The following is a 21,652-nucleotide window of genomic DNA, read 5'->3' on the forward strand; positions in this document are numbered from 1 at the left end:
CCAGTCAGGGGACCGCGGCCGCCGGGGAGGCGACGTGAGCGACAGCGCACCTCAAGGGCAAGATCTCGAGAAGTACGGCTACACCCAGCAGTTGGCCCGGTCACTGGGCTACCGGGACCTGGTGGTCTACGGCCTGGTCTTCATGGTGCCGATCGCGCCGTTCGGCATCTTCGGCGGCGTGTTCCAGGGCTCGGGCGGCATGGTCGCCCTCGCCTACGCCATCGGCATGCTGGCGATGATGTTCACCGCGCACTCCTACGCGCAGATGTCCCGGGCCTTCCCGATGGCAGGGTCGGTCTACTCCTACGCGGGGCGGGGCATCGGCAGGCCGTTCGGCTTTCTCTCCGGCTGGATGATCCTGCTGGACTACATCCTGGTCCCCGCGCTGCTCTACCTGATCGCCGCGGTGGCGATGAACTCGCTGGTCGAGTCGGTGTCCGTGTGGATCTGGCTGATCGGATTCGTCGTCCTCAACACCGTCGTGAACTGGCTCGGCATCGAGATGACCGCCCGGATCAACAAGATCATGCTCGTGGCCGAACTGGTCGTACTCGCGATCTTCCTGGCCTTCGGGATCGTCTCTCTCGCCCAGGGCAGGGGCAGCTTCAGCCTGCACGCCTTCTACGACTCCGGCACCTTCTCCTGGTCCCTGATCTTCGGGGCGGTGTCGATCGCCGTGCTCAGCTTCCTCGGCTTCGACGGCATCTCCACCCTCGCCGAGGAGAACCGCGAATCCGCCCGGGCGATCGGCCGGGCCATGGTGGCCGCGCTGCTGCTCGCCGGTGTGCTGTTCATCGTCCAGACCTGGATCGCGGCGATGCTGGTGCCCGAGGCGCCGACGCTGATCAAGGAGGGCGACCCGGACGGCACCGCCTTCTACCAGGCGGCCGAGGTCGCCGGAGGCCGCTGGCTGGGCACGCTCAGCGCGCTGGCCACCGCGATCGCCTGGGGCTTCGCCAACTCCCTGGTCGCGCAGGCGGCGACGTCCCGGCTGCTGTTCGCGATGGCCCGCGACCGGCAACTGCCCCGCTTCCTGGCCACCGTCGACGATCGCCGCCGCGTCCCGGTGAACGCCACCCTCCTCGTGGCGGTGGTCTCGCTCGGCCTCGGCCTGTACATGAACTCCCGCGACGACGGCATCACCCTGCTCAGCTCGCTGGTCAACTTCGGGGCCATGACCGCCTTCCTCGTGCTGCACGTATCGGTCGTCGTCCACTACGTCGTCCGCCAGGGCAGCCGGGACTGGTGGCGCCACCTCATCGCTCCGCTGATCGGCTTCGCGATCCTCACCTTCGTGGTGATCAACGCCAAGGTCACCGCCCAGCGACTCGGCTTCCTCTGGCTGGCCGTCGGCGCCGCCCTGCTGGTGGGCCTGCTCGTCGCCGGGCGACGCACCGAGATACCCGACGAGCCCACCGCGGCAGAGGAGGCCGGACAGGCATGAACGATCCCGACGTCGTACGGCTCCACCCCACCGCCGAGCAGTACGCCTACGCCTTCGGCGGCACCCGCGAGCCACTGCTGCGCGTACGCCCGGGCACGGTCGTGGAGCTCTTCACGGAGGACTGCTTCGGCGGCCTGGTCCGGGGCCCCGACGACCTCCCGAGCAAGGTGTGCGAGTTCCCGTACCTCAATCCGGTCACCGGCCCGATCCACGTGGAGGGGGCCGAGCCGGGGGACACCCTGGCCGTCCACTTCGTCGACATCGCGCCGGCCCGGGACTGGGCGGTGTCCACCACCTTCCCGCACTTCGGCGCGTTGACCACGACGCACTCCACGGCGATGCTGCACGACCCGCTGGAGGAGGTCGTCTGGCGGTACGGGATCGACCGCGAGCGCAACAGCTGCCGGTTCCGGGCCCGCTTCTCCGACCACACGGTCGAGCTGCCCCTCGACCCGATGCACGGCACCGTGGGGGTCGCCCCCGCGGCCGGCGAGGTCGTCATGAGCATCACGCCGGGCGCGCACGGCGGGAACATGGACACCCCCGAGATGCGCGCCGGCACCACCCTCTACCTGGGCGTCAACGTGCCGGGGGCGCAGCTGGCGATCGGCGACGGGCACTGCCGGCAGGGCGAGGGCGAGGTGTGCGGCACCGCGGTCGAGGCCGCGATGCACACGGTGGTCGTGATCGACCTCCTCAAGGGCGGTGCCCCCGCCTGGCCACGCCTGGAGGACGACCGCTTCCTGATGTCGACCGGGTCCGTACGGCCGCTCGAGGACGCCTACCGGATCAGCCAGCACGACCTGGTCGGCTGGACGTCCTCCCTCACCGGTCTGCACCGGCTCGACGCGTACCAGCTGGTCAGCCAGGCCGGACTGGCGCCCATCGGGAACGTGGTCGACACCAACTACACCGTGGTCGCCAAGCTGCCCAAGACCGTGCTGGGCGGTGCCCCGGCCTACGACGGCCTGCACCGGTCGCTGCGCGAGAAGGGCCTCGAGTACCTCCGCACGCGCTGAACCGCCGCCGGCGACGCCTCGGGGACGGCCGGAGTACGCCGTCCGTCCCCGTCCCGCGGTCGGGAACGGGACGGGGACGGACGGCCCGGCCTGGGCGACGCCGGCGGCGGGAACCGCAGGTCAGCCGAACATGCCGAGCTGGTAGCCACCCGCCGGCTGCTGGTTGATCACGTTGATCCGGTTGTACGCGTTGATCACGGCGATGAGCGAGATCAGTGCGACCAGCTGGTCCTCGTCGAAGTGCTTGGCGGCGTTGCCCCAGACGGTGTCGGAGACGCCACCGGAGGCGTCGGCGATCCGAGTGGCCTCCTCCGCCAGCTCCAGGGCCGCGCGCTCGGCGTCGTCGAAGACGGTGGCCTCGCGCCAGGTGGCGATCAGGTTCAGGCGCACCGAGGTCTCGCCGGCCGCGGTGGCCTCCTTGGTGTGCATGTCGGTGCAGAAGCCGCAGCCGTTGATCTGGCTGGCGCGGATCTTCACCAGCTCCTGGGTGAGGACCGGCAGCGTGGACTCGGCCAGCACCTTGCTCGCCGAGTTCAGGTGCCTCATGACCTTGCCGGCGAGGGCGTGGCCGAAGTAGTTCACGCGGGCTTCCATGGGAGCTCCTCTGTCTGTGGGTTGCGATTCGCAGTGATGACCGGGCTGCCCCGCGGAATGTGACAGCGGGGCGGAGGCGACGACGGCGACCGGTCAGGCGCCGACGACCGCGCGTCCCGCCGCGTAGACGCGGGCCTGCTCGGCGACCCGCCGGCCGAGGTGCTCCGCGGTCGCGATGTCGGCCTTGTGGACCTCGTCCGCGCCGACGTCGGTGTGCGTCTGGGCACCCGCGCCGAGGTAGATGCCGAGGCGGTTGAGGTCGTTCTCGGAGGCGGTGGTGCTGTTCCACCCCGGGTGCAGGCCGAGGTTGACCCAGGTCATGCCGTGCTGGGCCGCGAGGATGGCGAAGTACTGCAGTGTGTGGAGCTTGTCGCCGCTCTTTGCACCGGAGTTGCTGAAGCCGGCGGCCAGCTTGTCCTTCCACGAGTGGACGAACCAGCGCTTGGAGGTCGTCTCGGCGAACTGGTGGAAGGCACCCGAGGCCGTCCCCATGTAGGTCGGCGAACCGAAGACGATGGCGTCGGCGGCGTCGAGCAGGGCCCACTGCTCCTCGGTGATCTCGTCGACCTTGACGAGGTGGACGACGGCGCCGGCCTGCACGGCACCGTCACGCACGGCCTCGGCGAGGACGGTCGTGTGGCCGTAGCCGGAGTGGTAGGCGATCGCGACGACGGGGGTGGTCATGGACGTGCTCCTCCTGCGGTGGTCTTTCCGGCCCCCACGGGGGCCCTCATCCACCAGGACCGAGCAGTGCCCGCCGCTATGACACCCAGCGGCCGTTTGTGACCAGGAGCACGCCGCCCGCCGACGTGGTCCTCGGACGGGATTCCGGCGTGCGGGCGGTCAGCGGTGCGCGGCGCCGGGCTCGAAGGGGCCGGTCTCGGGGGCCGCGAAGAACTCGATGTCCGTCCTGGGGCCGGCCGCCGTCCTCTCCAGAGCGAGCGCACCGCCCCCGGTTCGGCGACCGGGAACGCGTTCCCGGACCGGACGGCGCGGTCACGGTCCTGGGCGACCGGGCCGGCCCCGATGTCCACGAGCAGCACCGCCAACGGCGCCGGCACGGGCGACAGCCCACGTCGGCACGGATCGGGCGCCCCGAGACCGTGACAGGCGAACCTCACCGCCGCACCACCCTCCCCGGACGAGCGCCCGAACCAACCCCACCCGCGGCCCGACACGCCGGGGGGCCGCCGGACGGGCGGGACGACGGGGGGCGGCCGTGGATACTGCGGCCATGCGCGTCGACTTCGATCCCGGGGCCATGGGCGGCTCCGCCTTCTACCGCTTCCTGACCTCCGTGGTCGTGCCCCGGCCGATCGCGTGGATCTCCACCCTCACCCCGGACGGCCTCGCCGAGAACCTCGCGCCGCACTCCTTCTTCAGCATCGCGAGCACGGATCCGCCGATCGTGCAGTTCACCTCGATCGGCCGCAAGGACTCACTGCGCAACGTCGAGGACACCGGCGAGTTCGTGGTGAACTTCGCCACCGAGGCGCTGATGCCACTGGTCAACGCCACGGCCACCGACTTTCCGCGGCACGTCAGCGAGTTCGACCACGCGGGCGTCGAGCGCGAGCCCAGCCTGAGGGTGCGTCCGCCGCGGGTCGCCGCGTCGCCGGTCGTGCTGGAGTGCCGCTCGCACACCAGCCTGCGGATGGGCAACTCCACCCTCGTCTTCGGGCGGGTGGTGCACGCCGTCGCGGACCGGGAGGTGCTGGTGGAGGGGCGCCCCAGCGCCCCTCTGCTGCGGCCGCTCACCAAGCTCGGCGCCGACGAGTGGGGCACGCTCGGCGAGATCCGGCACCTGAACCGCATCCCGTACGAGGAGCCCCGTCCCCTGTGAGCGCCGATCAGGAGCCGGTCGGGGAGGAGCCGATGGGCGTCACGGCGCTGCTGCGCTGACTACGCCAGCGGCGCCGTCGACCCGCGGATCACCAGGCGGCAGGGCTGCGGTTCGGTGCCGGAGCGGCGCTGGCCGGCGATGGCCGCGGACAGGGCGCGGGCCGCCACGCGGCCGAGGTGCTCCAGTTGCATGTCGACGCTGGTCAGCGGAGGGCGGGAGGCGGTGGTGACGACCTTCCAGTCGTCGAAGCCCATGACCGCCACGTCGTCCGGTACCACCCGCCCCCGCTCCCGCAGGATGTCGATGGCGCCGCGGGCGATCTGGTCGTTGCCGCACATGATGGCGTCGACCTCGGGGTGCCAGTCGAGGAGCATGACGGTCGCCGCGCGGCCCCAGCCCTCGGACCACTCGCCGAAGCGGGCCTCGCCCACCGGCGCGGCACCTGCCTCGGCGAGCACCTCCAGCGCGCCCTGCACGCGGTCGCGGCCCGCGGCGTAGGTCGGGTCGCCCGAGATGTGGGCGATGCGGGTGCGGCCGCAGGCCAGCAGGTGGCGGGCCGCGGTCCGTCCGGCGTCCACGTTGTCGGGGACGATCGACAGGTCGTCCGGGTCCTCGGACGGCGCGTACGCGTACACCACCGGCACGGGCAGTCCGCGCCCCAGCGAGGGGCGCGGGTCGGTACGGCTGCCGACCACGATCAGCCCGTCGACGCGCCGGTCCAGCAGGGCCCGGACATGGTGCCGTTCGCGGATCGCGTCGCCGCGCGCGTCGCAGAGCAGGACGGCGAGCTCACCCGCACCGAAAGCGTCTTCGGCGCCCATCAGAATCGGGATGCTGAAGCGTCCCTCCAGGTCGCCGGTGAGCAGTCCGACGGTGCGGGTCGGTCCGGCCTGCAGGCTGCGGGCGACGGGATTGGGCCGGAAGGACAGCTGCTCGGCGGCCTCGATGACGCGTTGCCGGGTCTCCTCGCGCACCTGGCTGCGGCCGTTGAGCGCCTTGGAGGCCGTGGCGGGGGAGACCCCGGCCAGCCGCGCCACGTCGTTGAGAGTCGCGGGTCGGCCTGCGGCGTGTTCGGCCGGCTGGACCATGGCTGCATCCCTCCTCGTGTTCGTCGCGGGCCCGCGAAGCTGCGCCCCGCGGGTGGGGAAAGGCTACTCGAAAGTCTTTTTCCGCGATGCGTGCAGGGTGGTTGACGCCCGTGGGCGCCGCTTCTACCTTAACGGAAAACGTTTTCGGTGAGTTTAGGCGGCCGGTTCCGCCTCCTCGACATGCAGGCCCTCCGAGCAAGGAGCGAGACATGAACACCACCGACGTACGGGGACGAAGGCGCCTGCGGGTCCTGGCCGCGGCCGTGGGCCTGCTCACCGTCACGAGCGCACTCGCGGCCTGCGGTTCCGGCGGGAACGGTTCGACCGAGGACAAGGGCGGGGTCATGGGCCCCGACGACGGTGCGAGCCTGACGATGTGGACCCGCGCCGCCACGCAGCAGCAGAGCCAGGCCCTGGTCGAGGCGTACAACAAGTCCCACAAGAACAAGGTGCAGTTGACGGTCATCCCCACCGACGACTACCAGGCGAAGGTGGGCGCCGCGGCCGGCTCCAAGTCCCTGCCCGACATCCTCGCCTCCGACGTGGTGTTCGTGCCCAACTACACCGCCAGCGGCCTGTACGCCGACATCACCGACCGCCTCGACGCCCTGCCGTACGGCAAGGAGCTGGCACCCGCCCACATGGCGGCAGGCACGCACGACGGCCGCAAGTACACCGTGCCCCACACCATCGACTCCTCCGTGCTCTTCTACAACAAGACGCTCTACAAGAAGGCGGGCCTGGACCCGGAGAAGCCGCCGACCACGCTGAAGGAGTGGGACGAGCAGGCCCGCGCCGTCGACAAGCTCGGCGGCGACGTCAACGGCACCTTCTTCGGCGGCAACTGCGGCGGCTGCGGGGTCTTCACCTGGTGGCCGTCGATATGGGCCGCGGGACAGGAGGTCATGAACGAGGACGGAACCGCCGCCACCCTGGACTCGCCCGTCGCGAAGGAGGTGTACGCGACGTACCGCGGCTGGGCCCAGGACGACATCACCGCCCCCGGCGCCGCCGAGGAGACCGGCGCCACCTGGACCGGCCTGTTCCCCAAGGGCACCATCGGCGTGATGCCGATGCCGTCCACCACCCTCGGCCTGATGCCGGCGGACCTGGACTTCGGGGTCGCCCCGATCCCCGGCCCGGACGGCGGGCAGTCGACCTTCGTCGGCGGTGACTCCCTCGGCATCTCGGCCAACAGCAAGAAGGCCGGCCAGGCCTGGAACTTCCTCGCGTGGTCGGTCGGCGACGAGGCCCAGGTGGAGGTGCTCGCCGCCCACAAGGACATCGTCGTCCGCACCGACCTGGCCGAGAACAAGTACGCCAAGGCCGACCCCCGCCAGGTGCTGATCAACACCACGGTCGCCAAGGGCAAGACGCCCATCTCCCAGAAGTTCGGCCAGACCTTCAACGACCCCAACGGCCCCTGGCTGGCACTGATGCGGGACGCCGTGTTCGGTGACCCCGCGAAGGTCGACGCGGACAACAGGGCCATCACCGAGTCCCTGAAGGACTGACCGGCATGCTGCTCGCGCGATCGCGCGGCTCCGGCTCCGGCTCCCCGCCCCCCGGCGGGGAGCCCCCTTCCCGGTCCCCGTCCGGGACCGGGAAGGCCCGCACCGCCCACCGCGTCCCCTGGTGGCGGACCCGCCCGGCGCAGGGCATCGGCTACGCGGCGCCGACCGCCCTGTTCGTGGCGCTCTTCTTCGTGGTGCCGCTGGTCCTGGTCGGCCGGATATCCCTGAGCGACTGGCCGCTGCTGGCCGGGAACCGGGGCTTCAACGCGCCGGACAACTTCACCGAGGCCGCCACCGACGACCTGCTGTGGCCCGCCGTCCGCTTCACCCTCACCTACACCGCCCTCGTCACGGTCCTGCTGCTCGGACTCGCCCTCCTGCTCGCCCTGCTGGTCCAGGAGACCCGTCCCGGCACGGGGCTGTTCCGCACGGTCTTCTTCCTGCCCAGCGCGCTCGGGCTGGCCTCGGCGTCGCTGCTGTTCCTCGGCATGTACAGCCCCAACGTCGGCCCGATCAGCCCGCTCCTGGAGAGGTTCGGCCTCGTCGACGGACCGGTCTCCTTCCTCGGGACCCCGACCGCCGCCCTGTGGTCCACCGTCGCCCTCATCGTCTGGAAGTACGCCGGCTTCTACATGCTGATCCTGCTCGTCGGACTCCAGCGCATCCCGCAGGACGTCTACGAGGCGGCCCGCATGGACGGCGCCGGACGCTGGCAGACCTTCCGCAGCATCACCCTCCCGCTCCTGCGGCCCTCCCTGGCGCTGACGCTGCTGCTGTCGGTCACCGGCTCGCTGCTCGCCTTCGACCAGTTCTTCATCCTCACCAAGGGCGGCCCCGACAACAGCACCATGACGGTCGTCTCCCTGATCTACCGGGAGGCGTTCCAGCGACTCGACCTCGGGGCCGCGGCCGCGCTGTCCGTCGTCGTGCTCGCCGTGCTGCTGATCCTCAACGTCGCCCAGTTCCGCGGACTGCGCGGCACGGACACCTAGCGGACAGGGACCCGTCATGAAACCGCACGGCCTCGGCCGCACCCCGTACCACGTCCTCGTCGGAGGGCTCGCGGCGCTCTTCCTGTTCCCGCTGGCCTGGAGCGCATGGGCCTCCGTCAGCGGACAGCCCGGCACCGCGCAGCAGTCGGGCTACGGGCTCGGCAACTACCGCTCTCTGCTCCACTACGACGCGGGACTGGCGCAGTACCTCTGGAACTCCACCGTCGTCTCGCTGCTGACCGTCGTCCTCACCCTGCTCGTCTCCCTCCTGGGCGGGTACGCCTTCGCGCGCTTCGCCTTCCCCGGGAAGAACGCCCTGTTCCTGCTCACCCTGGCCATCCTCATGGTCCCGTACGCCACGCTGCTGATCCCGCTGTACGTGCTGCTGGGCGACCTGGGCCTGCAGAACTCGCTGTTCGGGCTGAGCCTGGTGCTGACGATGTACCAACTCCCCTTCGCGACCTTCATGATGCGGATCTCCTTCGAGTCCGTACCGCACGAACTGGAGGAGTCCGCGCTTGTCGACGGCTGCGGCACGGCCCAGGCCCTGGTCCGCATCCTCCTGCCCGCGGTGTGGCCCGGCCTGGTCACCGTGGGGCTCTTCGCCTTCCTCGCCGCGTGGAACGACTTCATCGCCCCGCTGATCCTGATCTCCGACAGCGCCAAGGCGCCGCTGCCGCTGGCCATCGCCAACCTGCGGCAGCGGTCCATGGGGGCCATCGACTACGGGACCACCGAGGCGGGGGTCGTCGTCCTGGCCCTGCCCTGCCTCGTGCTCTTCCTCCTCCTGCAGCGCCATTACATCCGCGGCTTCATGTCCGGCGCGCTCAAGGGCTGACCCCGCTCCGGCACCACGACCGAAAGAGAGACCATGACACAGCCGATCCCGGCTCCCGTGCTGCCCACCCGCGGCAGCCGACGTCCTCTCGGCCTCGGCGAAGTCCGCATCACCGGCGGCTTCTGGGCCCGACGCCAGCAGGTCAACGCCTCCGCGACCCTCGACCACTGCCGGCAGTGGATGGAACGCGTCGGCTGGATCGACAACTTCCGCATCGCCGCGAGCGGCGGCCCCCTCGGCGAACGCCGCCGGGGACGGGAGTTCTCCGACTCCGAGGTCTACAAGCTCCTCGAGGCCATGGTGTGGGAGGCGGCCCGGGCCCCCGGCAGCGGCCTCGACGCCGCCGTCGACGAACTCACCGACACCGTCGTCTCCGCCCAGGAGGCCGACGGTTACCTCAACACGGCCTTCGGGCACCCCGGCCGGCCCGCGCGCTACAGCGACCTCGAATGGGGCCACGAGCTCTACTGTGCGGGCCACCTCATCCAGGCCGGGGTGGCCCAGCTGCGCACCCGCGGCGACGGCGCGCTGGCCAAGGCGGCGATCCGCGCCGCCGACCACATCTGCCACGTCTTCGGACCCGAGGGCGCCAACCCCGGCCTGTGCGGGCACCCCGAGATCGAGACCGCGCTGGCCGAACTCCACCGGGCCACCGGTGAGCGCCGCTACCTCGACCAGGCCGCCCTCTTCCTCGACCGCCGCGGCCACGGCAGCCTCGCCGGGGGCGAGTTCGCCCCCGCGTACTTCCAGGACGACGTTCCGCTGCGGCAGGCGCACACCCTGCGCGGGCACGCCGTCAGGGCCCTTTACCTGGCCTCCGGCGCCGTCGACGTGGCCGTCGAGACCGGCGACGACGAACTGCTCGCCGCCGTCGTCCGGCAGTGGGAGCACGCCACCGCGCGCCGTACCTACCTCACCGGCGGCATGGGTTCCCACCACCGCGACGAGGGGTTCGGCGAGGACTTCGTCCTGCCCCCGGACCGCGCCTACTCCGAGACCTGCGCCTCCGTCGCCTCGCTCATGCTCAGCTGGCGGCTCCTGCTGGCGACCGGCGACCCACGCTACGCGGACCTCGCCGAACGCACCCTCTACAACGTCATCGCCGCCTCGCCCGCGGACGACGGCCGCTCCTTCTTCTACGCCAACACCCTCCACCAGCGCGTCCGTGCGACCGTCCCCCCGCACGACAGCGACCGCCCGCGCTCCGAATCCGGCCTGCGCGCCCCGTGGTTCGCCGTCTCCTGCTGCCTGCCGAACGTGGCGCGCACCCTGGCCGCGCTCGCCGGGTACGTCGCCACCGCGGACACCGGCGGGCTGCAACTGCACCAGTACGCCGACGCCGACATCGCCACCCGCACCGCCGGCGGGGAACGCCTCGCGCTGCGCGTGCGGACCGGCTACCCGGCGGACGGCACGGTCACCGTCACCGTCGACGAGGCGCCCACGGGCGCGTGGAGCCTGTCGCTGCGCGTGCCCGGCTGGGCGGGCGGCGGGGCCCGGCTCGTCACCCCCGACGGACGGCGCCGTCCGGTGGGGCCCGGTACGGCAGTCGTCCCGGGCGCGCTCCGCACCGGCGACGAGGTCCGCCTCGAACTCCCCGTCGCCCCGCGGTGGGTGCACCCCGACCCCCGGGTGGACGCGGTCCGCGGCACGATCGCCCTGGAGCGCGGGCCCGTGGTCTACTGCGTCGAATCCGCCGACCTGCCCGGCGGCCTCGACGTCGACGCGGTCACCGTGGACCCTTCCGTGCCGCCGCGCGACGGCGAGGGTGACCGGGTGGTCGTCGCGGGCGGGCTGACCCGCGCCCCCTCGGGGGGCTGGTGGCCCTACGCGTACGAGAAACCCCCGGCCCCGGAGGGCGAGCGCACCGAGCTGACCCTGGTGCCGTACCTCGGCTGGGCGAGCCGCGGACCCTCCACCATGCGGGTCTGGATGCCCACCACCACGGGGGAGAGCGACCAGGCGGCAAGGAGCTGACCAATCGTCAGGGCAATTCCGTCCAGGGCGGGTCGAGGCGGGTCGAGGTGGGACGCCGCCGGGCGGGAAGCCCGGCGGCGGCGCGGGCTCACGGGATGCGGTCGGTCAGCTCCAGGACCGGCGGGTCGACCCGGAACGTCTCCGGGTACTTGGCCGCCGCCCCGGTGTTGAGCACCACGACCTCCTCGTCGCCGGACAGCCACCCCTGCTCGCGCAGGACCCGGACCGCCGACAGCGTCGCCGCGCCCTCGGGGCAGAGCAGGGCCCCGTCGGCGGCGGCGCACCTGTCGCGGTCGGCGAGCAGCTCCTCGTCGTCGACGGCGACGGCCCGGCCGCCGGTCTCGTACAGCGCGTCCAGGACGAGGAAGTCGCCCAGCGCCTTGGGCACGGTGATGCCGAAGGCGACCGTGCGTGCGTCCTGCCACGGCTCGCTGGTGCGCTCGCCCTTGTCGAAGGCCCGCACGATGGGGGCGCATCCGGACGCCTGCACGCTCACCAGCCGGGGCATCGGCCCCCGCAGCCACCCCAGGGCCCGCAGTTCGAGCAGGGCCTTGTGGATGCCGATGAGACCGACGCCGCCGCCGGTGGGGTAGACGATGACGTCGGGGGCACGCCAGCCCAGCTGCTCGGCGATCTCCAGGCCCATCGTCTTCTTGCCCTCGATGCGGTAGGGCTCCTTCAGCGTCGCCGCGTCCATCCAGACGCCGGGCTCGGCGGCGATCTTCTCCGCCACCAGCCGGCCCGCGTCGCCGATCAGGCCGTTCACCAGGTACAGGTCGGCCCCGGCGGCGGCGCACTCGGCCCGGGGGATCGACGGCGCGTCCGCCGGCATCGCGATGAGCGCGTCCAGGCCCGCCCGTGCGGCGTACGCCGCCCACGCCGCCCCCGCGTTGCCGTTGGTGGGCATGGCGATCCCGCGCGCGCCCAGTTCGAGCGCCCTGGCCACGCCGACGGCCGCGCCCCGCGCCTTGAAACTGCCGGTGGGTATCAGCCCCTCGTCCTTCATCACCAGCCCCGGCACGCCGATCGACGCGCCGTACCGCGGCAGCGGCACCAGCGGTGTCATGCCCTCGCCCAGGGTGACGACGTGTGCCGGATCCCGTACGGGCAGCAGTTCGTGGTAGCGCCACAGGGTCCGCGGACGGTCCGCGAGGTCCGCGGGCGTGAGCGCGTCCCGGACCCGGTCCAGGTCGTAGCGGGCGAGCAGCGGGGATCCGCAGGCGCACAGGTTCTGCACCCGGTCGGCGTCGTGGCGGCGGCCGCACCGCGCGCACTCCAGATGCGTCAGCACACTGAATGGCAAGGTCATGATTCCCTTCATACCTCGCCGGGTGCCTAGTATGGAAAGGCGCCGCATGCGCGGCGCGCGAATGCCATGGACGACGTGACGACCGGCCGCCCGCCCGCGGAACGCCGCGAGGGCGAGGTGGTCACCAACGACGGCGTGCGCCTGCACTACACGGAGGCCGGCGCCGGGGAACCGCTCGTCCTCATCCCCGGTTTCGCGCAGAGCGCCGCCGAGTTCGGCCCGCAGATCGACGGCCTGAGCAGCGGCCGCCGTCGCGTGATCGCAGCGGACAACCGCGGGCACGGCCGGTCGGGTAGACCCGGCCACGGCTACCGGATCGCACGGCTGGCGATGGACCTCCGCAACGTCCTGGACACCCTGGCCCTGCGGGACGTCAGTCTGCTCGCCCACTCCATGGGCTGCCAGGTCGTGTGGTCCTACTGGGACCTCTTCGGCGGGGAGCGGATCGCCCGCCTCGTCCTGGTCGACCAGCCGCCCGTGATCTCCTCGATCCGGGCCGGCGCCGGGGACGAGGCGCCGCCCTCCGCGGTGTTCACCCCGGAGATGTCCCAGGGCATCGTCGCCGGGCTGCGGGGCACGCCCGACAGTGTCGCCGCCACCTCACGTGCCATCGTCGGCATGCTGCACGGTCCGTCGTTCCCGGACGCGGAGGTGGAGTGGCTGGTGGAGCAGAACCGCCTCTTCCCGCCGCAGAACGCCGCCGCGCTGCACCTGGACCACTGCGGCGCCGACTGGCGGGACGTCCTGCCGCGGATCGACGTCCCCACCCTCGTGGTCGGGGGCGAGCTGAGCTTCTTCCCGCCCGGGACGACCGAGTGGGTCGCCTCCCTCATCCCGGGCGCGCGGGCCCGCGTCTTCTCCGCGGCCGAGGGCGGCAGCCACCTGATGTTCCTGGAGAACCCGGACCTGTTCAACCGCGTCGTGGCGGGCTTCCTCGACGAGTCCGGGCCGGGGCCCTGTTCGGTGGGCCCCGGATAATCCGGTGCGGCCCGGTCACCGCTCCTGGTATCCCTGCGTGCCATGGACGATCTTGCGACGGCACGGCTCGTGCTGCATCCGATGACCGCCGACGAGGCCGAGCGCGTGCTGGCGGGCGAGCCGGGCGACGCCGCCCGCTGGGCACCCGGATACCCCACCGACGGCGACGTGTTCGCCGCCAGGCGCTTCCTGGGCACCTGCGCGGCCACCGGCGATCCCCGGCCGTTCGGCAACTACGAGATCCGCCGCCGCGAGGACGGCCGGGCGATCGGTGGCATCGGCTTCCACGGCCGCCCGGACGAGCACGGCGACGTCACCATCGGCTACGGCCTCGTCCCGTCGGCGCGCGGCAGCGGATACGCCTCCGAGGCCCTGCGCGGACTGCTTCTGTTCGCGCGGGCGCACGGCGTCACCCGTGTGAAGGGCGACGCCGACCTGGACAACACCGCGTCCCAGCACGTCATGACGGCCGCCGGCATGCGACCGGCCGGAGAGGACGAACGCCTCAGGTACTTCGTCACCACCTGGGCCGACGCGCCGGCGGACACCGATCCGCGCTCCTGAGCGTCAGCGGTCGGGGGCGGGACCGCGCCGGCGCACCAGGGGCAGGTACACCTCGTCGACGATCTCCACGAGGACGTCGTCCGGCGCCGTGGGCACCCCGCGGACGACGAACTCGTTGCGCAGCAGGACGACCGCGACGGTGGCGACCCTCGGGTGGAGCGCCTCGGGGGCGGCCTGACCGCGGGCGACCGCGCGGCCCAGGACGGTCAGCCACGGGGCGGCGACCGCGTCACCGGACTGGTCCTGCAACTGCCCCAGGAGTTCCGCCGCGCCGCCGGCCGCGGCGAACAGTTCGCGCAGGACCGCGCCCAGCGGCGAACTCCAGTGGCGGTTCGCCCCGCGCAGCAACTCCAGTACGTCCTCGCGCAGATCACCCGTGTCGGGGAGGGGGACGGACGTCGTCATGCGCCGGTAGGCGGCGATCCCCAGGGCGAGGCGGTGGGGCCAGCGGCGGTAGATGGCGTTCTTGTTGGTCCCGGCCCGGGCGGCGACCCTGTCCATGGTCAGCCCGGCGTACCCGGACTCCGTGAGCTCGTCCACCGCGGCGCCGAGGATCGCCTCCTCCAGGGCCGCACCGCGCCGGCGTGTCTGCCCCGTGGGGTCCCCTGGCACGGACCCTCCCCTCATCGGTACGGCACGTACCTTCCCATTCTCGTTGCCGTACTGGATTTCTCACAACTAAGGTACTGGCCGTACCGTAAATCATCTGAGGCGGGAGGGCGACGCATGCGCGCCAAGGGCATCAGTTACGACACCGGTTTCGTCTACGGCGGACGGATCGGCCACAAGGGCTTCGACCCGGACGTGGTCAGGCGCGACGTGCGTGTCATCCGGGACGAACTGCACTGCGACGCGGTCCGCGTCATGGGCGGCGATCCGGACCGGATGGAGCTCACGGCGGGGTACGCCGCGGACCTGAGGCTGGAGGTCTGGTTCTCGCCCTACCCGCTCGAACTGTCCGAGGACGAGACGCTGTCGCTGTTCGCCGACTGCGCCGAACGCGCGGAACGGCTCAGGCGGAGCGGAGCGGAGGTCGTGTTCGTGACCGGCGCCGAACTCAGCCTGATGAACAAGGGGTTCCTGCCCGGAGACAGCACCGGGGAGCGGGTGGCCCTGCTGGGCCGGCCGGACCGTGCGCGCGAGCACATCGCCGAGGCCGGCGAGCGCGTCAACGCCTTCCTCGGCAAGGCCGTGGCCGTGGTCCGGGAGCGCTTCGCCGGCAAGGTCACGTACGCCGCCGTGCCGCTGGAGCGCGTCGACTGGACCCCGTTCGACTTCGTGTCCCTGGACCTGTACCGGTCGGCCGCGATCGCCGACCGCTTCGCCGACGGCGTCCGCGACCTCGTCGCCCAGGGCAAGCCGGTCGCCGTCACCGAGTTCGGCGCGGCGAGTTACGAGGGCGCCGGTGATGCGGGCGCGCGCGGACTGGAGATCGTCGAGTACGACCCGCGGACCCGCGCGCCCTTGCGGCTGAACGGAATCCACGCCCGCGACGAGGCGGGCCAGGCGGCGTACCTGCATGAACTGCTGGAGGCATTCGACGCCGGCGGGGTCGACACCACCTTCGTGTTCACCTTCGCGCTCCGCGACCACCCGCACCGCCCCGGCGGCGACCCCCGAGAGGACTTGGACCTGGCGAGCTACGGCGTCGTCAAGGTCCTCGAGGACCGCACCGGAACCGCGTACCCGGGGATGCCGTGGGAGCCCAAGGAGGCCTTCGCCGCCGTCGCCGAGTACCACCGCGGGCACTGAGCGCGGGCACTGAGCGCGGGCAATGGGGCGGCGCGCCGCTCAGTCCTGCGACCGGCGGCCCCGTAGCCGTGCGAGCTCCGTCGACCACCGGCTCCGGCGGTCGCCGGCCCCCTCGGAAGGCTCCGGAGCGGACACGGGCAGCCTGACCGATTCGCAGTACGCCTTCCAGGACTGGTACCAGTTGGGCGCCAGGACGGCGGCGAGCATGATGAGCGGGACGAGCACGGCGGATATCAACACGGCTGCTCCCTTCCGTGCGGCCGTCGCGCCGGCGGGGGCGCGAACGACGGCCGGTGGACGCTCGTCCGCCGGCCGGACCGGATGAAACGGGCTCCGTCCGTTATCGTCCTCCCGGCCGAGTCGGACGCAAATCGGATGGACCGCCGCCGCCCCTCGCGCTCCAGGTCACGCTGCCCTCGCGAGGTCGCGACGAGGGCCGCGGCACCGCCGCCCCCGATGCTCCGAACGGATGACGCGACCGGACCCCTGGCCAGAGGTCAGGGCCCCCGCGGCGTGGTCAGCCGTCACCGCGGTAGAGCTCCATGGCGAGCGCGACCGCCGCGTGCGTGGCCGGGTGCGGGTCGTGGCGGCGCCAGATGAGACGTACGGGCACGGGGGCGGCGTCGCGCAGCGGGCGGTACACGATGCCCTCCCGGCGGTACTGGGCGGAAGTGGACTGCGGCGTCACGCCGACACAGCGGCCGGTCGCGATCGCGGCGAGCCAGTCGTCGATGTCGTGGGTGTACTCGACGGCGGGCCGGTCGTCCTCCGGCCACAAGTCCGGGCTGGTCGTGCCGGTCCGCCGGTCGACGACCAGCGTACGGGCGGCGATCTCGGCGAGCCGGACGCCGCGGCGCCGCGCCCAGGGGTCGTCCGCGGCGAGGGCCACGCAGCGGGGTTCGTGGCCGACCAGGGCGTGGGACCAGCGGTCCAGGTCGACCGGGGCGCGGACGACCGCGAGGTCGCAGAGGCCCTCGGCGAGTCCGGCGGTGGGGGTGTTGTGCCGGATCAGCCGCAACTCGACGCCGGGGTGCCGGTCGCGCCAGACGCGCTGGAACTCGGTGGTGCGGCGCCCGAAGGCGGACCAGGCGTGGCCGACGTGCAGGCGGGTGTGACCGGTGGCGGCCTCCCTGACGAGCTCGTCGACGCCGGCCAGCAGGACCCGGGCGCGGGCGAGGACCTGCACGCCCGCGGTGGTGAGGGCGACCGTACGGCTGGTGCGGTGCAGCAACCGCGTACCGAGTGCGCGCTCCAGGGCCAGCAGGTTGCGGGAGACCGCGGCCTGGGAGATCCCCAGGTCGATGGCGGCGTCGGTGAAGCTTCCCGCGTCGACGATGGCGACCAGGCAGCGCAGGTGCCGGAGTTCGAGTCCGGCGGCTCCTCCTCCATGGTGCTCATCCATGCGTCCAGCGTATCGATGGTGTGGCGGATGCATTTCACGTATGGCGGGCGGTGGCGGGACAGTGGCCCGCATGACGACGGAGAGTTCGGCCGGCATCGTGGTCGGCGCGGCGGTACCGGACGGGACGTCCGCCGGGCGCGCGGGGCGCCTCGGCGGGGTGGCGCTGATGCTGGGCAGCGGCCTGTCCAACCAGGTCGGCGCGTCCGTGGCCGCCCTGGCGTTCCCGGTGATCGGGCCGCTGGGCGTGGTGGCGGTCCGCCAGTGGGTGGCCGCGGCGGTGCTGTGCGGGGTCGGCCGGCCCCGGATACGGTCCTTCACCGCCGCGCAGTGGCGTCCGGTCCTGGCCCTGGCGGTGGTCTTCGCGGCGATGAACCTCTCCCTCTACACCGCCGTCGACCGCATCGGCCTGGGCCTGGCCGTCACGCTGGAGTTCCTCGGGCCGCTGGCCGTGGCCCTGGTCGGCTCGCGCCGCCGCACCGACGTGCTCTGCGCCCTGGCCGTCGCGGCCGCCGTGGTCGTCCTGACCCGCCCCGAGCCCTCCACCGACTACCCGGGCATCGGTCTCGCCTTGCTCGCCGCGGCGTGCTGGGCCTGCTACATCGCGCTCAACCGCGTCGTCGGCGGACGGCTCCCGGGACTGCAGGGTCCTGCCGCGGCCGCCGCCGTCTCCGGCGCGGCGTACGTGCCCGCCGGCGCGCTGGCCCTGTGGTGGCATCCCCCCACCCTCACCGCCCTGGCCTGCGCCGTGACCGCGGGGATCCTCTCCTCCGCCGTACCCTTCCTGTCCGACCTGCTGACGCTCCGCCGGGTCCCGCCGCACTTCTTCGGCGTCTTCATGAGCGTGAACCCGGTCTTCGCCGCGCTCGTCGGCCTGTTCGTCCTCGACCAGCACCTCGACGCGGCGGCGTGGGCGGCCACCTTCGTGATCGTCGCCGCGAACGCGGTCGCGGTCGGCACGGTCGCGCACAGGGCCTCGCCAAGTGCCCCGCCCGGGGATGAGACTGTCCCGCATGGGTGAACCGTTCGACGACCGGGCATGCAGGGAGTTCTTGAACCGGATCCGCGTGGGCGACCGCTGCGGCGGGACGGCGGCGGAGGTCACCAGTCGCGGGGTGACGGTGACCCTGGACGGTTTCCCCGCACGTCCGCTGGGGACGGTGGGGCCGCTGGACCTGTCGTGGACCGGACGTCCGGTGATCGAGCCCGGGCAGCGGATCACCGCCCGGGTGCGGTCCGTCGACGTGGACGGAGCACAGGTTTTCCTGTCGACGGCCGCAACCCTGCACCCCGAGCTGTGGTCGTTCCTCGCGTCACTGCGTCCGGGCGCGTGGATGACCGGCACGATCGCGTCGATCGAGCGGTTCGGGGTGTTCGTGGCGCTCGACGACGGGCCGGACCACCCGGTCTTCCCCGGCGTGGGGTTCATCACCCATCCCGAACTCTCCTGGCGCCACTTCGAGGACCCCACGGAGATCGTCCGGGTCGGGGAGCGTGTCACCTGCGAGTTCATCCACTTCGACACGACGAACGGCGAGGCGCGGCTGTCCCTGCGGGCGACCGTACCGGACCCCTTCGTGGAGTTCGCAGACCGGACCGCGGTGGGCCGGACGCTGCGCGGACGGGTCACCAAGCTGGTCCCGTTCGGTGCCTTCGTCCTGGTCGCGGACGGGGTCGAGGGCCTGGTGCAGCTCCGGGAGCTCGCCGATCCGCCGGTGGAGGCGCCGGAGCAGGTCGTCGCGACCGGCGAAGGGATCACCGTCGTCGTGACCGAGGTCGACCGTGAACGGCGCAGGCTGCGTCTGTCCCGGCGGCGGGTTCCGGCGGCCCGTCAATCCGCCGGATGACGGAGGCTGCCGGGTCCCCGCGGGCGTAGCCGGCGACCCGCCGGAGGGTGGTTCCGCGACGTGTTGCGCCGGTGGTGTTTCCCGCGGTGGGCGGGGTGGGCAGCCAGGGACTGTGCGTGCGTTCCCGGGGTTCGTTGACACGTGGAGATGAGGGACGAATGCCTCCTGAGATAGTCGGGCGTCGAGGCTCGTTGGCAGGGGAGAGGTTCGGGATCGGCGACAAGCCCGTCACGTTCGGGCGCAAGGCCGGGAACACGGTGGTGATCGCCAGCGTCAGCGTCTCCCGCCTGCACGCGGAGGTGCGCCGCGAGGGTCACGGCTTCGTGCTCTACGACCGGGGGAGCAGCAACGGGACGCGGGTCAACGGGGAGCCCGTGACGTCGCACGTGCTGCAGCCCGGCGACGAGATCGCCATCGGCGACGAGACCTTCGGCTTCGAGGCCGCCGACGCGATGGAGACCATCCTCGACCTCTCCCTGCTGGAGGCGCTGATGCCGCCGGCGGAGCCGGAGGAGCCCGGGCCGGTGCTGAAGGTGACGGTGGCGGGCGGCGGTCCGGTGGGGCTGGCGTTCGCCCTCCTGCTGGAGAACCTGATGGGCCGCCGGGTCTCCCTCACCGTCTACGACGGCCGCTGGGCCCAGGACGGGGACCGCGTCGTCTGGAAGGACGAGGGCCAGGGCAACGTCCGCCGGCAGCAGGTCGTGACGGTGCAGAGCCGGCAGTACCTGAACCTGCCCGAGGAGGTGCAGGCCCGGCTGTTCGCGGAGGGCACCTACACCGAGATGTGGCCCGCCGGACCGGACTCGATCCGGGGTTTCAACCCGCGCAACATTCGCATCGCCTACGTCGAGGACACGCTGCTGGACCTGGCGAACGCCAAGCGCGACCGCATCCGTCTGGTCCCCGCCCGGTTCGACGCGGCCGAGCAGCAGGAGGCGGTGGCCCGGGACCACGTCCTGGCGATCTGCGAGGGCGGCCGGTCGCGCACGCGGGAACACTTCGCCGCCCGGTTCGGCACCGCCGACACGTCCATCTACTCGCTGGACGGGGAGCACCTTCAGGACGTGGTGCTGGGCCTGCGGGTGAAGTCGGGGCTCTCCGACCCCATGACCGTCCTGCTGACCGTCGCGCAGAACCGATTCCTCCTCAACTCGCTGCGCGGCGAGGGCTTTTTGAACATGCGGCTGACCGACGCCGAGGCACGGGAGGTCGTCGGGATCGACCCGGTGCGGCAGGTCTTCGAGCAGTGCATCGCCTCCCGCCCCTGCGTGATGAGCCGCGACGGCCACGGCGACTTCCACTGCTCCACCCACAGCACGTTCTTCCTGCCCGCCCTCATCAAGGGATCGGCGCTGTGGCAGCGCGTCAAGGAGGGCCTGACGCTCTTCGACGTCGACGAACAGGACCTGAGCGCGATCACCGCCTTCCGGCTGGACATGGTGCAGCGCCCGCGCTTCACGGCCCGTCTGCACCCGGCGACCGCGGCCGGCCCCGGGACGTACGGGTTCCTGCTCGGCGACGCTGCCAACGCCATCCACTTCTGGCCCGGGCGCGGCCTCAACAGCGGTCTGGCCTCGGCGATCTCGCTCGCCCGTACGCTCAGCGGCACCTGGCGGGGCAGGCCGCTGCGCGACGCGGACTTCGTACGGCACGAGGCGGCGATGTCGATGCTCCAGTACCGGCACAAGAGCCGGGCCTGGAACGCGATGATCACCACCGACGAGAACGGGGTGGGCCAGGCGATCAAGGACAGGATCGCGCGGAGCATCGAGGAGGCCGCCGCGGGCGAGCCGGACCGCGAGGCCGACGTCGACGCCCTCATGGAGCAGCTGCGCGCGATCCGGGAACGGCTGGCCCCGCGCATCGCCGGGATGCCCGACGACGCCGGCCTGCGGGAGCGGCTGGAGGCCCTGGGGAGCGAGACGCTGCGCACCCTGCGGGACAGCGGCCCGTGGGACACCGTCACCGTCGGCGGCGAGGAGGTCGACATCGACATCTTCTACCGGGACGACCGGGACGCCCGGGACGACCGCGAAGGCCGGGATCCGCGGCCCGCACCGCGCAGTGCCCCGGTGGCCGGCTGAGCGGTCCCGTCAGAGGCCGACCGGCCGGGGCGGCACGGCGTCCGGCTCGTCGAGGACGGCGGTGATCAACCCGGGGAACCGGCTCTCCAGGTCCTCGCGGCGCAGGCTGACCAGGCGCTGCCGGCCGTGCGGATCGTTGCGGATGACCCCGGCCTCGCGGAGCGTCTTGAGGTGGTGGGAGAGCGTGGACTTGGGGATCTCCCCGTTGACCGGCTGGCAGGCCGCACCCTCCAGGGGGCGGTCGGCCAGCCGGCGCACGAGCTCCAGCCGCGAGGGGTCGCTCAGGGCGAAGAGCACGTCGGTCAGCAGCAGGTCCGCGGTGTCGGGGTGCGGCAGCTCCCGGGGGGCTCCAGTCATGGTTCGATAATAGTTGAACAATCGGCGGGTGTGTGTTTACCCTCGAACGGTTC

At 72.3% G+C, this 21,652-nt stretch carries 21 protein-coding genes; 13 read left to right on the forward strand and 8 right to left on the reverse strand.

Annotated elements, in window-relative coordinates; all coding sequences use genetic code 11:
• Positions 1–34: 34 nt before the first annotated feature.
• Together ACFW3D_RS27915 and ACFW3D_RS27920 are read left to right on the forward strand one after the other, a co-directional pair.
• Positions 35–1,444: an APC family permease gene (locus tag ACFW3D_RS27915; RefSeq protein WP_500508352.1), complete on the forward strand. Its 1,410-nt coding sequence runs from the start codon at positions 35–37 to the stop codon at positions 1,442–1,444.
• Positions 1,441–2,463, forward strand: a complete 1,023-nt coding sequence (locus tag ACFW3D_RS27920; protein ID WP_500508354.1) for an acetamidase/formamidase family protein — start codon at positions 1,441–1,443, stop codon at positions 2,461–2,463. The genes ACFW3D_RS27915 and ACFW3D_RS27920 overlap by 4 nt, the downstream gene beginning before the upstream one ends.
• Before the next feature lie 120 nt (positions 2,464–2,583).
• Here the strand turns inward: ACFW3D_RS27920 and ACFW3D_RS27925 are convergent, their stop codons facing one another.
• Together ACFW3D_RS27925 and ACFW3D_RS27930 are read right to left on the reverse strand one after the other, a co-directional pair.
• Positions 2,584–3,057: a carboxymuconolactone decarboxylase family protein gene (locus tag ACFW3D_RS27925; RefSeq protein WP_500508357.1), complete on the reverse strand. Its 474-nt coding sequence runs from the start codon at positions 3,055–3,057 to the stop codon at positions 2,584–2,586.
• Positions 3,058–3,150: 93 nt separating this feature from the next.
• Positions 3,151–3,741 (reverse strand): flavodoxin family protein, encoded by a 591-nt coding sequence (locus ACFW3D_RS27930; RefSeq protein ID WP_500508359.1) that lies wholly within the window; start codon positions 3,739–3,741, stop codon positions 3,151–3,153.
• A gap of 550 nt (positions 3,742–4,291) precedes the next feature.
• On the opposite strand from ACFW3D_RS27930, the gene ACFW3D_RS27935 reads away from it, so the two are divergent.
• On the forward strand, positions 4,292–4,900 hold the full coding sequence (locus ACFW3D_RS27935; RefSeq protein ID WP_500508361.1) for a flavin reductase family protein: 609 nt from the start codon (positions 4,292–4,294) through the stop codon (positions 4,898–4,900).
• Between the two features lie 59 nt (positions 4,901–4,959).
• Here ACFW3D_RS27935 and ACFW3D_RS27940 read toward each other — a convergent pair whose 3' ends face one another.
• The gene (locus tag ACFW3D_RS27940) at positions 4,960–5,988 is read right to left on the reverse strand and encodes a LacI family DNA-binding transcriptional regulator (RefSeq protein WP_500508364.1); all 1,029 of its coding nucleotides are present in this window, start codon (positions 5,986–5,988) and stop codon (positions 4,960–4,962) included.
• A gap of 209 nt (positions 5,989–6,197) precedes the next feature.
• On the opposite strand from ACFW3D_RS27940, the gene ACFW3D_RS27945 reads away from it, so the two are divergent.
• From ACFW3D_RS27945 to ACFW3D_RS27960, 4 genes are read left to right on the forward strand one after another with little or no spacing between them, the layout of a single operon-like run.
• Positions 6,198–7,502, forward strand: coding sequence for an ABC transporter substrate-binding protein (locus ACFW3D_RS27945; RefSeq protein ID WP_500508366.1), 1,305 nt, complete (start codon positions 6,198–6,200; stop codon positions 7,500–7,502).
• A 5-nt stretch (positions 7,503–7,507) separates the two neighbouring features.
• Positions 7,508–8,494: a carbohydrate ABC transporter permease gene (locus ACFW3D_RS27950; RefSeq protein WP_500508369.1), complete on the forward strand. Its 987-nt coding sequence runs from the start codon at positions 7,508–7,510 to the stop codon at positions 8,492–8,494.
• A gap of 16 nt (positions 8,495–8,510) precedes the next feature.
• Positions 8,511–9,332 carry a carbohydrate ABC transporter permease gene (locus ACFW3D_RS27955; RefSeq protein WP_500508371.1) on the forward strand — a complete coding sequence of 274 codons (822 nt, stop codon included), beginning with the start codon at positions 8,511–8,513 and terminating at the stop codon, positions 9,330–9,332.
• 33 nt (positions 9,333–9,365) lie between these two features.
• Entirely contained in the window at positions 9,366–11,309 is a 1,944-nt protein-coding gene (locus tag ACFW3D_RS27960) for a glycoside hydrolase family 127 protein (protein WP_500508374.1), read from the forward strand.
• Positions 11,310–11,397: 88 nt separating this feature from the next.
• On the opposite strand, the gene ACFW3D_RS27965 is transcribed toward ACFW3D_RS27960, so the two are convergent.
• Complete coding sequence (locus tag ACFW3D_RS27965) at positions 11,398–12,618, reverse strand: threonine synthase (protein ID WP_500508377.1); 1,221 nt, start codon at positions 12,616–12,618, stop codon at positions 11,398–11,400.
• 75 nt (positions 12,619–12,693) lie between these two features.
• Here ACFW3D_RS27965 and ACFW3D_RS27970 point away from each other — a divergent pair, with 75 nt between their 5' ends.
• Together ACFW3D_RS27970 and ACFW3D_RS27975 are read left to right on the forward strand one after the other, a co-directional pair.
• Entirely contained in the window at positions 12,694–13,596 is a 903-nt protein-coding gene (locus ACFW3D_RS27970) for an alpha/beta fold hydrolase (RefSeq protein WP_500508379.1), read from the forward strand.
• 42 nt (positions 13,597–13,638) lie between these two features.
• Positions 13,639–14,160, forward strand: a complete 522-nt coding sequence (locus tag ACFW3D_RS27975) for a GNAT family N-acetyltransferase (protein ID WP_500508381.1) — start codon at positions 13,639–13,641, stop codon at positions 14,158–14,160.
• Positions 14,161–14,163: 3 nt separating this feature from the next.
• Here ACFW3D_RS27975 and ACFW3D_RS27980 read toward each other — a convergent pair whose 3' ends face one another.
• Positions 14,164–14,772: a TetR/AcrR family transcriptional regulator gene (locus ACFW3D_RS27980; protein ID WP_500508384.1), complete on the reverse strand. Its 609-nt coding sequence runs from the start codon at positions 14,770–14,772 to the stop codon at positions 14,164–14,166.
• A gap of 114 nt (positions 14,773–14,886) precedes the next feature.
• Between ACFW3D_RS27980 and ACFW3D_RS27985 the strand changes: the two genes are divergently transcribed.
• Positions 14,887–15,912 carry a glycoside hydrolase family 113 protein gene (locus ACFW3D_RS27985; RefSeq protein WP_500508386.1) on the forward strand — a complete coding sequence of 342 codons (1,026 nt, stop codon included), beginning with the start codon at positions 14,887–14,889 and terminating at the stop codon, positions 15,910–15,912.
• A gap of 39 nt (positions 15,913–15,951) precedes the next feature.
• Here the strand turns inward: ACFW3D_RS27985 and ACFW3D_RS27990 are convergent, their stop codons facing one another.
• Complete coding sequence (locus tag ACFW3D_RS27990) at positions 15,952–16,152, reverse strand: hypothetical protein (protein WP_500508389.1); 201 nt, start codon at positions 16,150–16,152, stop codon at positions 15,952–15,954.
• Positions 16,153–16,429: 277 nt separating this feature from the next.
• Positions 16,430–17,314 carry a LysR family transcriptional regulator gene (locus ACFW3D_RS27995; RefSeq protein ID WP_500508391.1) on the reverse strand — a complete coding sequence of 295 codons (885 nt, stop codon included), beginning with the start codon at positions 17,312–17,314 and terminating at the stop codon, positions 16,430–16,432.
• A gap of 166 nt (positions 17,315–17,480) precedes the next feature.
• Between ACFW3D_RS27995 and ACFW3D_RS28000 the strand changes: the two genes are divergently transcribed.
• The 3 genes from ACFW3D_RS28000 to ACFW3D_RS28010 all read left to right on the forward strand — a co-directional run bounded on the left by ACFW3D_RS28000 (position 17,481) and on the right by ACFW3D_RS28010 (position 21,242).
• Positions 17,481–18,332 (forward strand): EamA family transporter, encoded by an 852-nt coding sequence (locus ACFW3D_RS28000; protein WP_500508420.1) that lies wholly within the window; start codon positions 17,481–17,483, stop codon positions 18,330–18,332.
• Entirely contained in the window at positions 18,325–19,158 is an 834-nt protein-coding gene (locus tag ACFW3D_RS28005; protein WP_500508393.1) for a S1 RNA-binding domain-containing protein, read from the forward strand. The genes ACFW3D_RS28000 and ACFW3D_RS28005 overlap by 8 nt, the downstream gene beginning before the upstream one ends.
• A gap of 158 nt (positions 19,159–19,316) precedes the next feature.
• Positions 19,317–21,242, forward strand: a complete 1,926-nt coding sequence (locus ACFW3D_RS28010) for an FHA domain-containing protein (RefSeq protein ID WP_500508395.1) — start codon at positions 19,317–19,319, stop codon at positions 21,240–21,242.
• A 9-nt stretch (positions 21,243–21,251) separates the two neighbouring features.
• Here ACFW3D_RS28010 and ACFW3D_RS28015 read toward each other — a convergent pair whose 3' ends face one another.
• Entirely contained in the window at positions 21,252–21,599 is a 348-nt protein-coding gene (locus ACFW3D_RS28015; protein WP_500508398.1) for an ArsR/SmtB family transcription factor, read from the reverse strand.
• Positions 21,600–21,652: the final 53 nt, after the last annotated feature.

The organism is Streptomyces sp. NPDC058864, from assembly GCF_042742985.1.
Classification (GTDB): Bacteria; Actinomycetota; Actinomycetes; order Streptomycetales; family Streptomycetaceae; genus Actinacidiphila.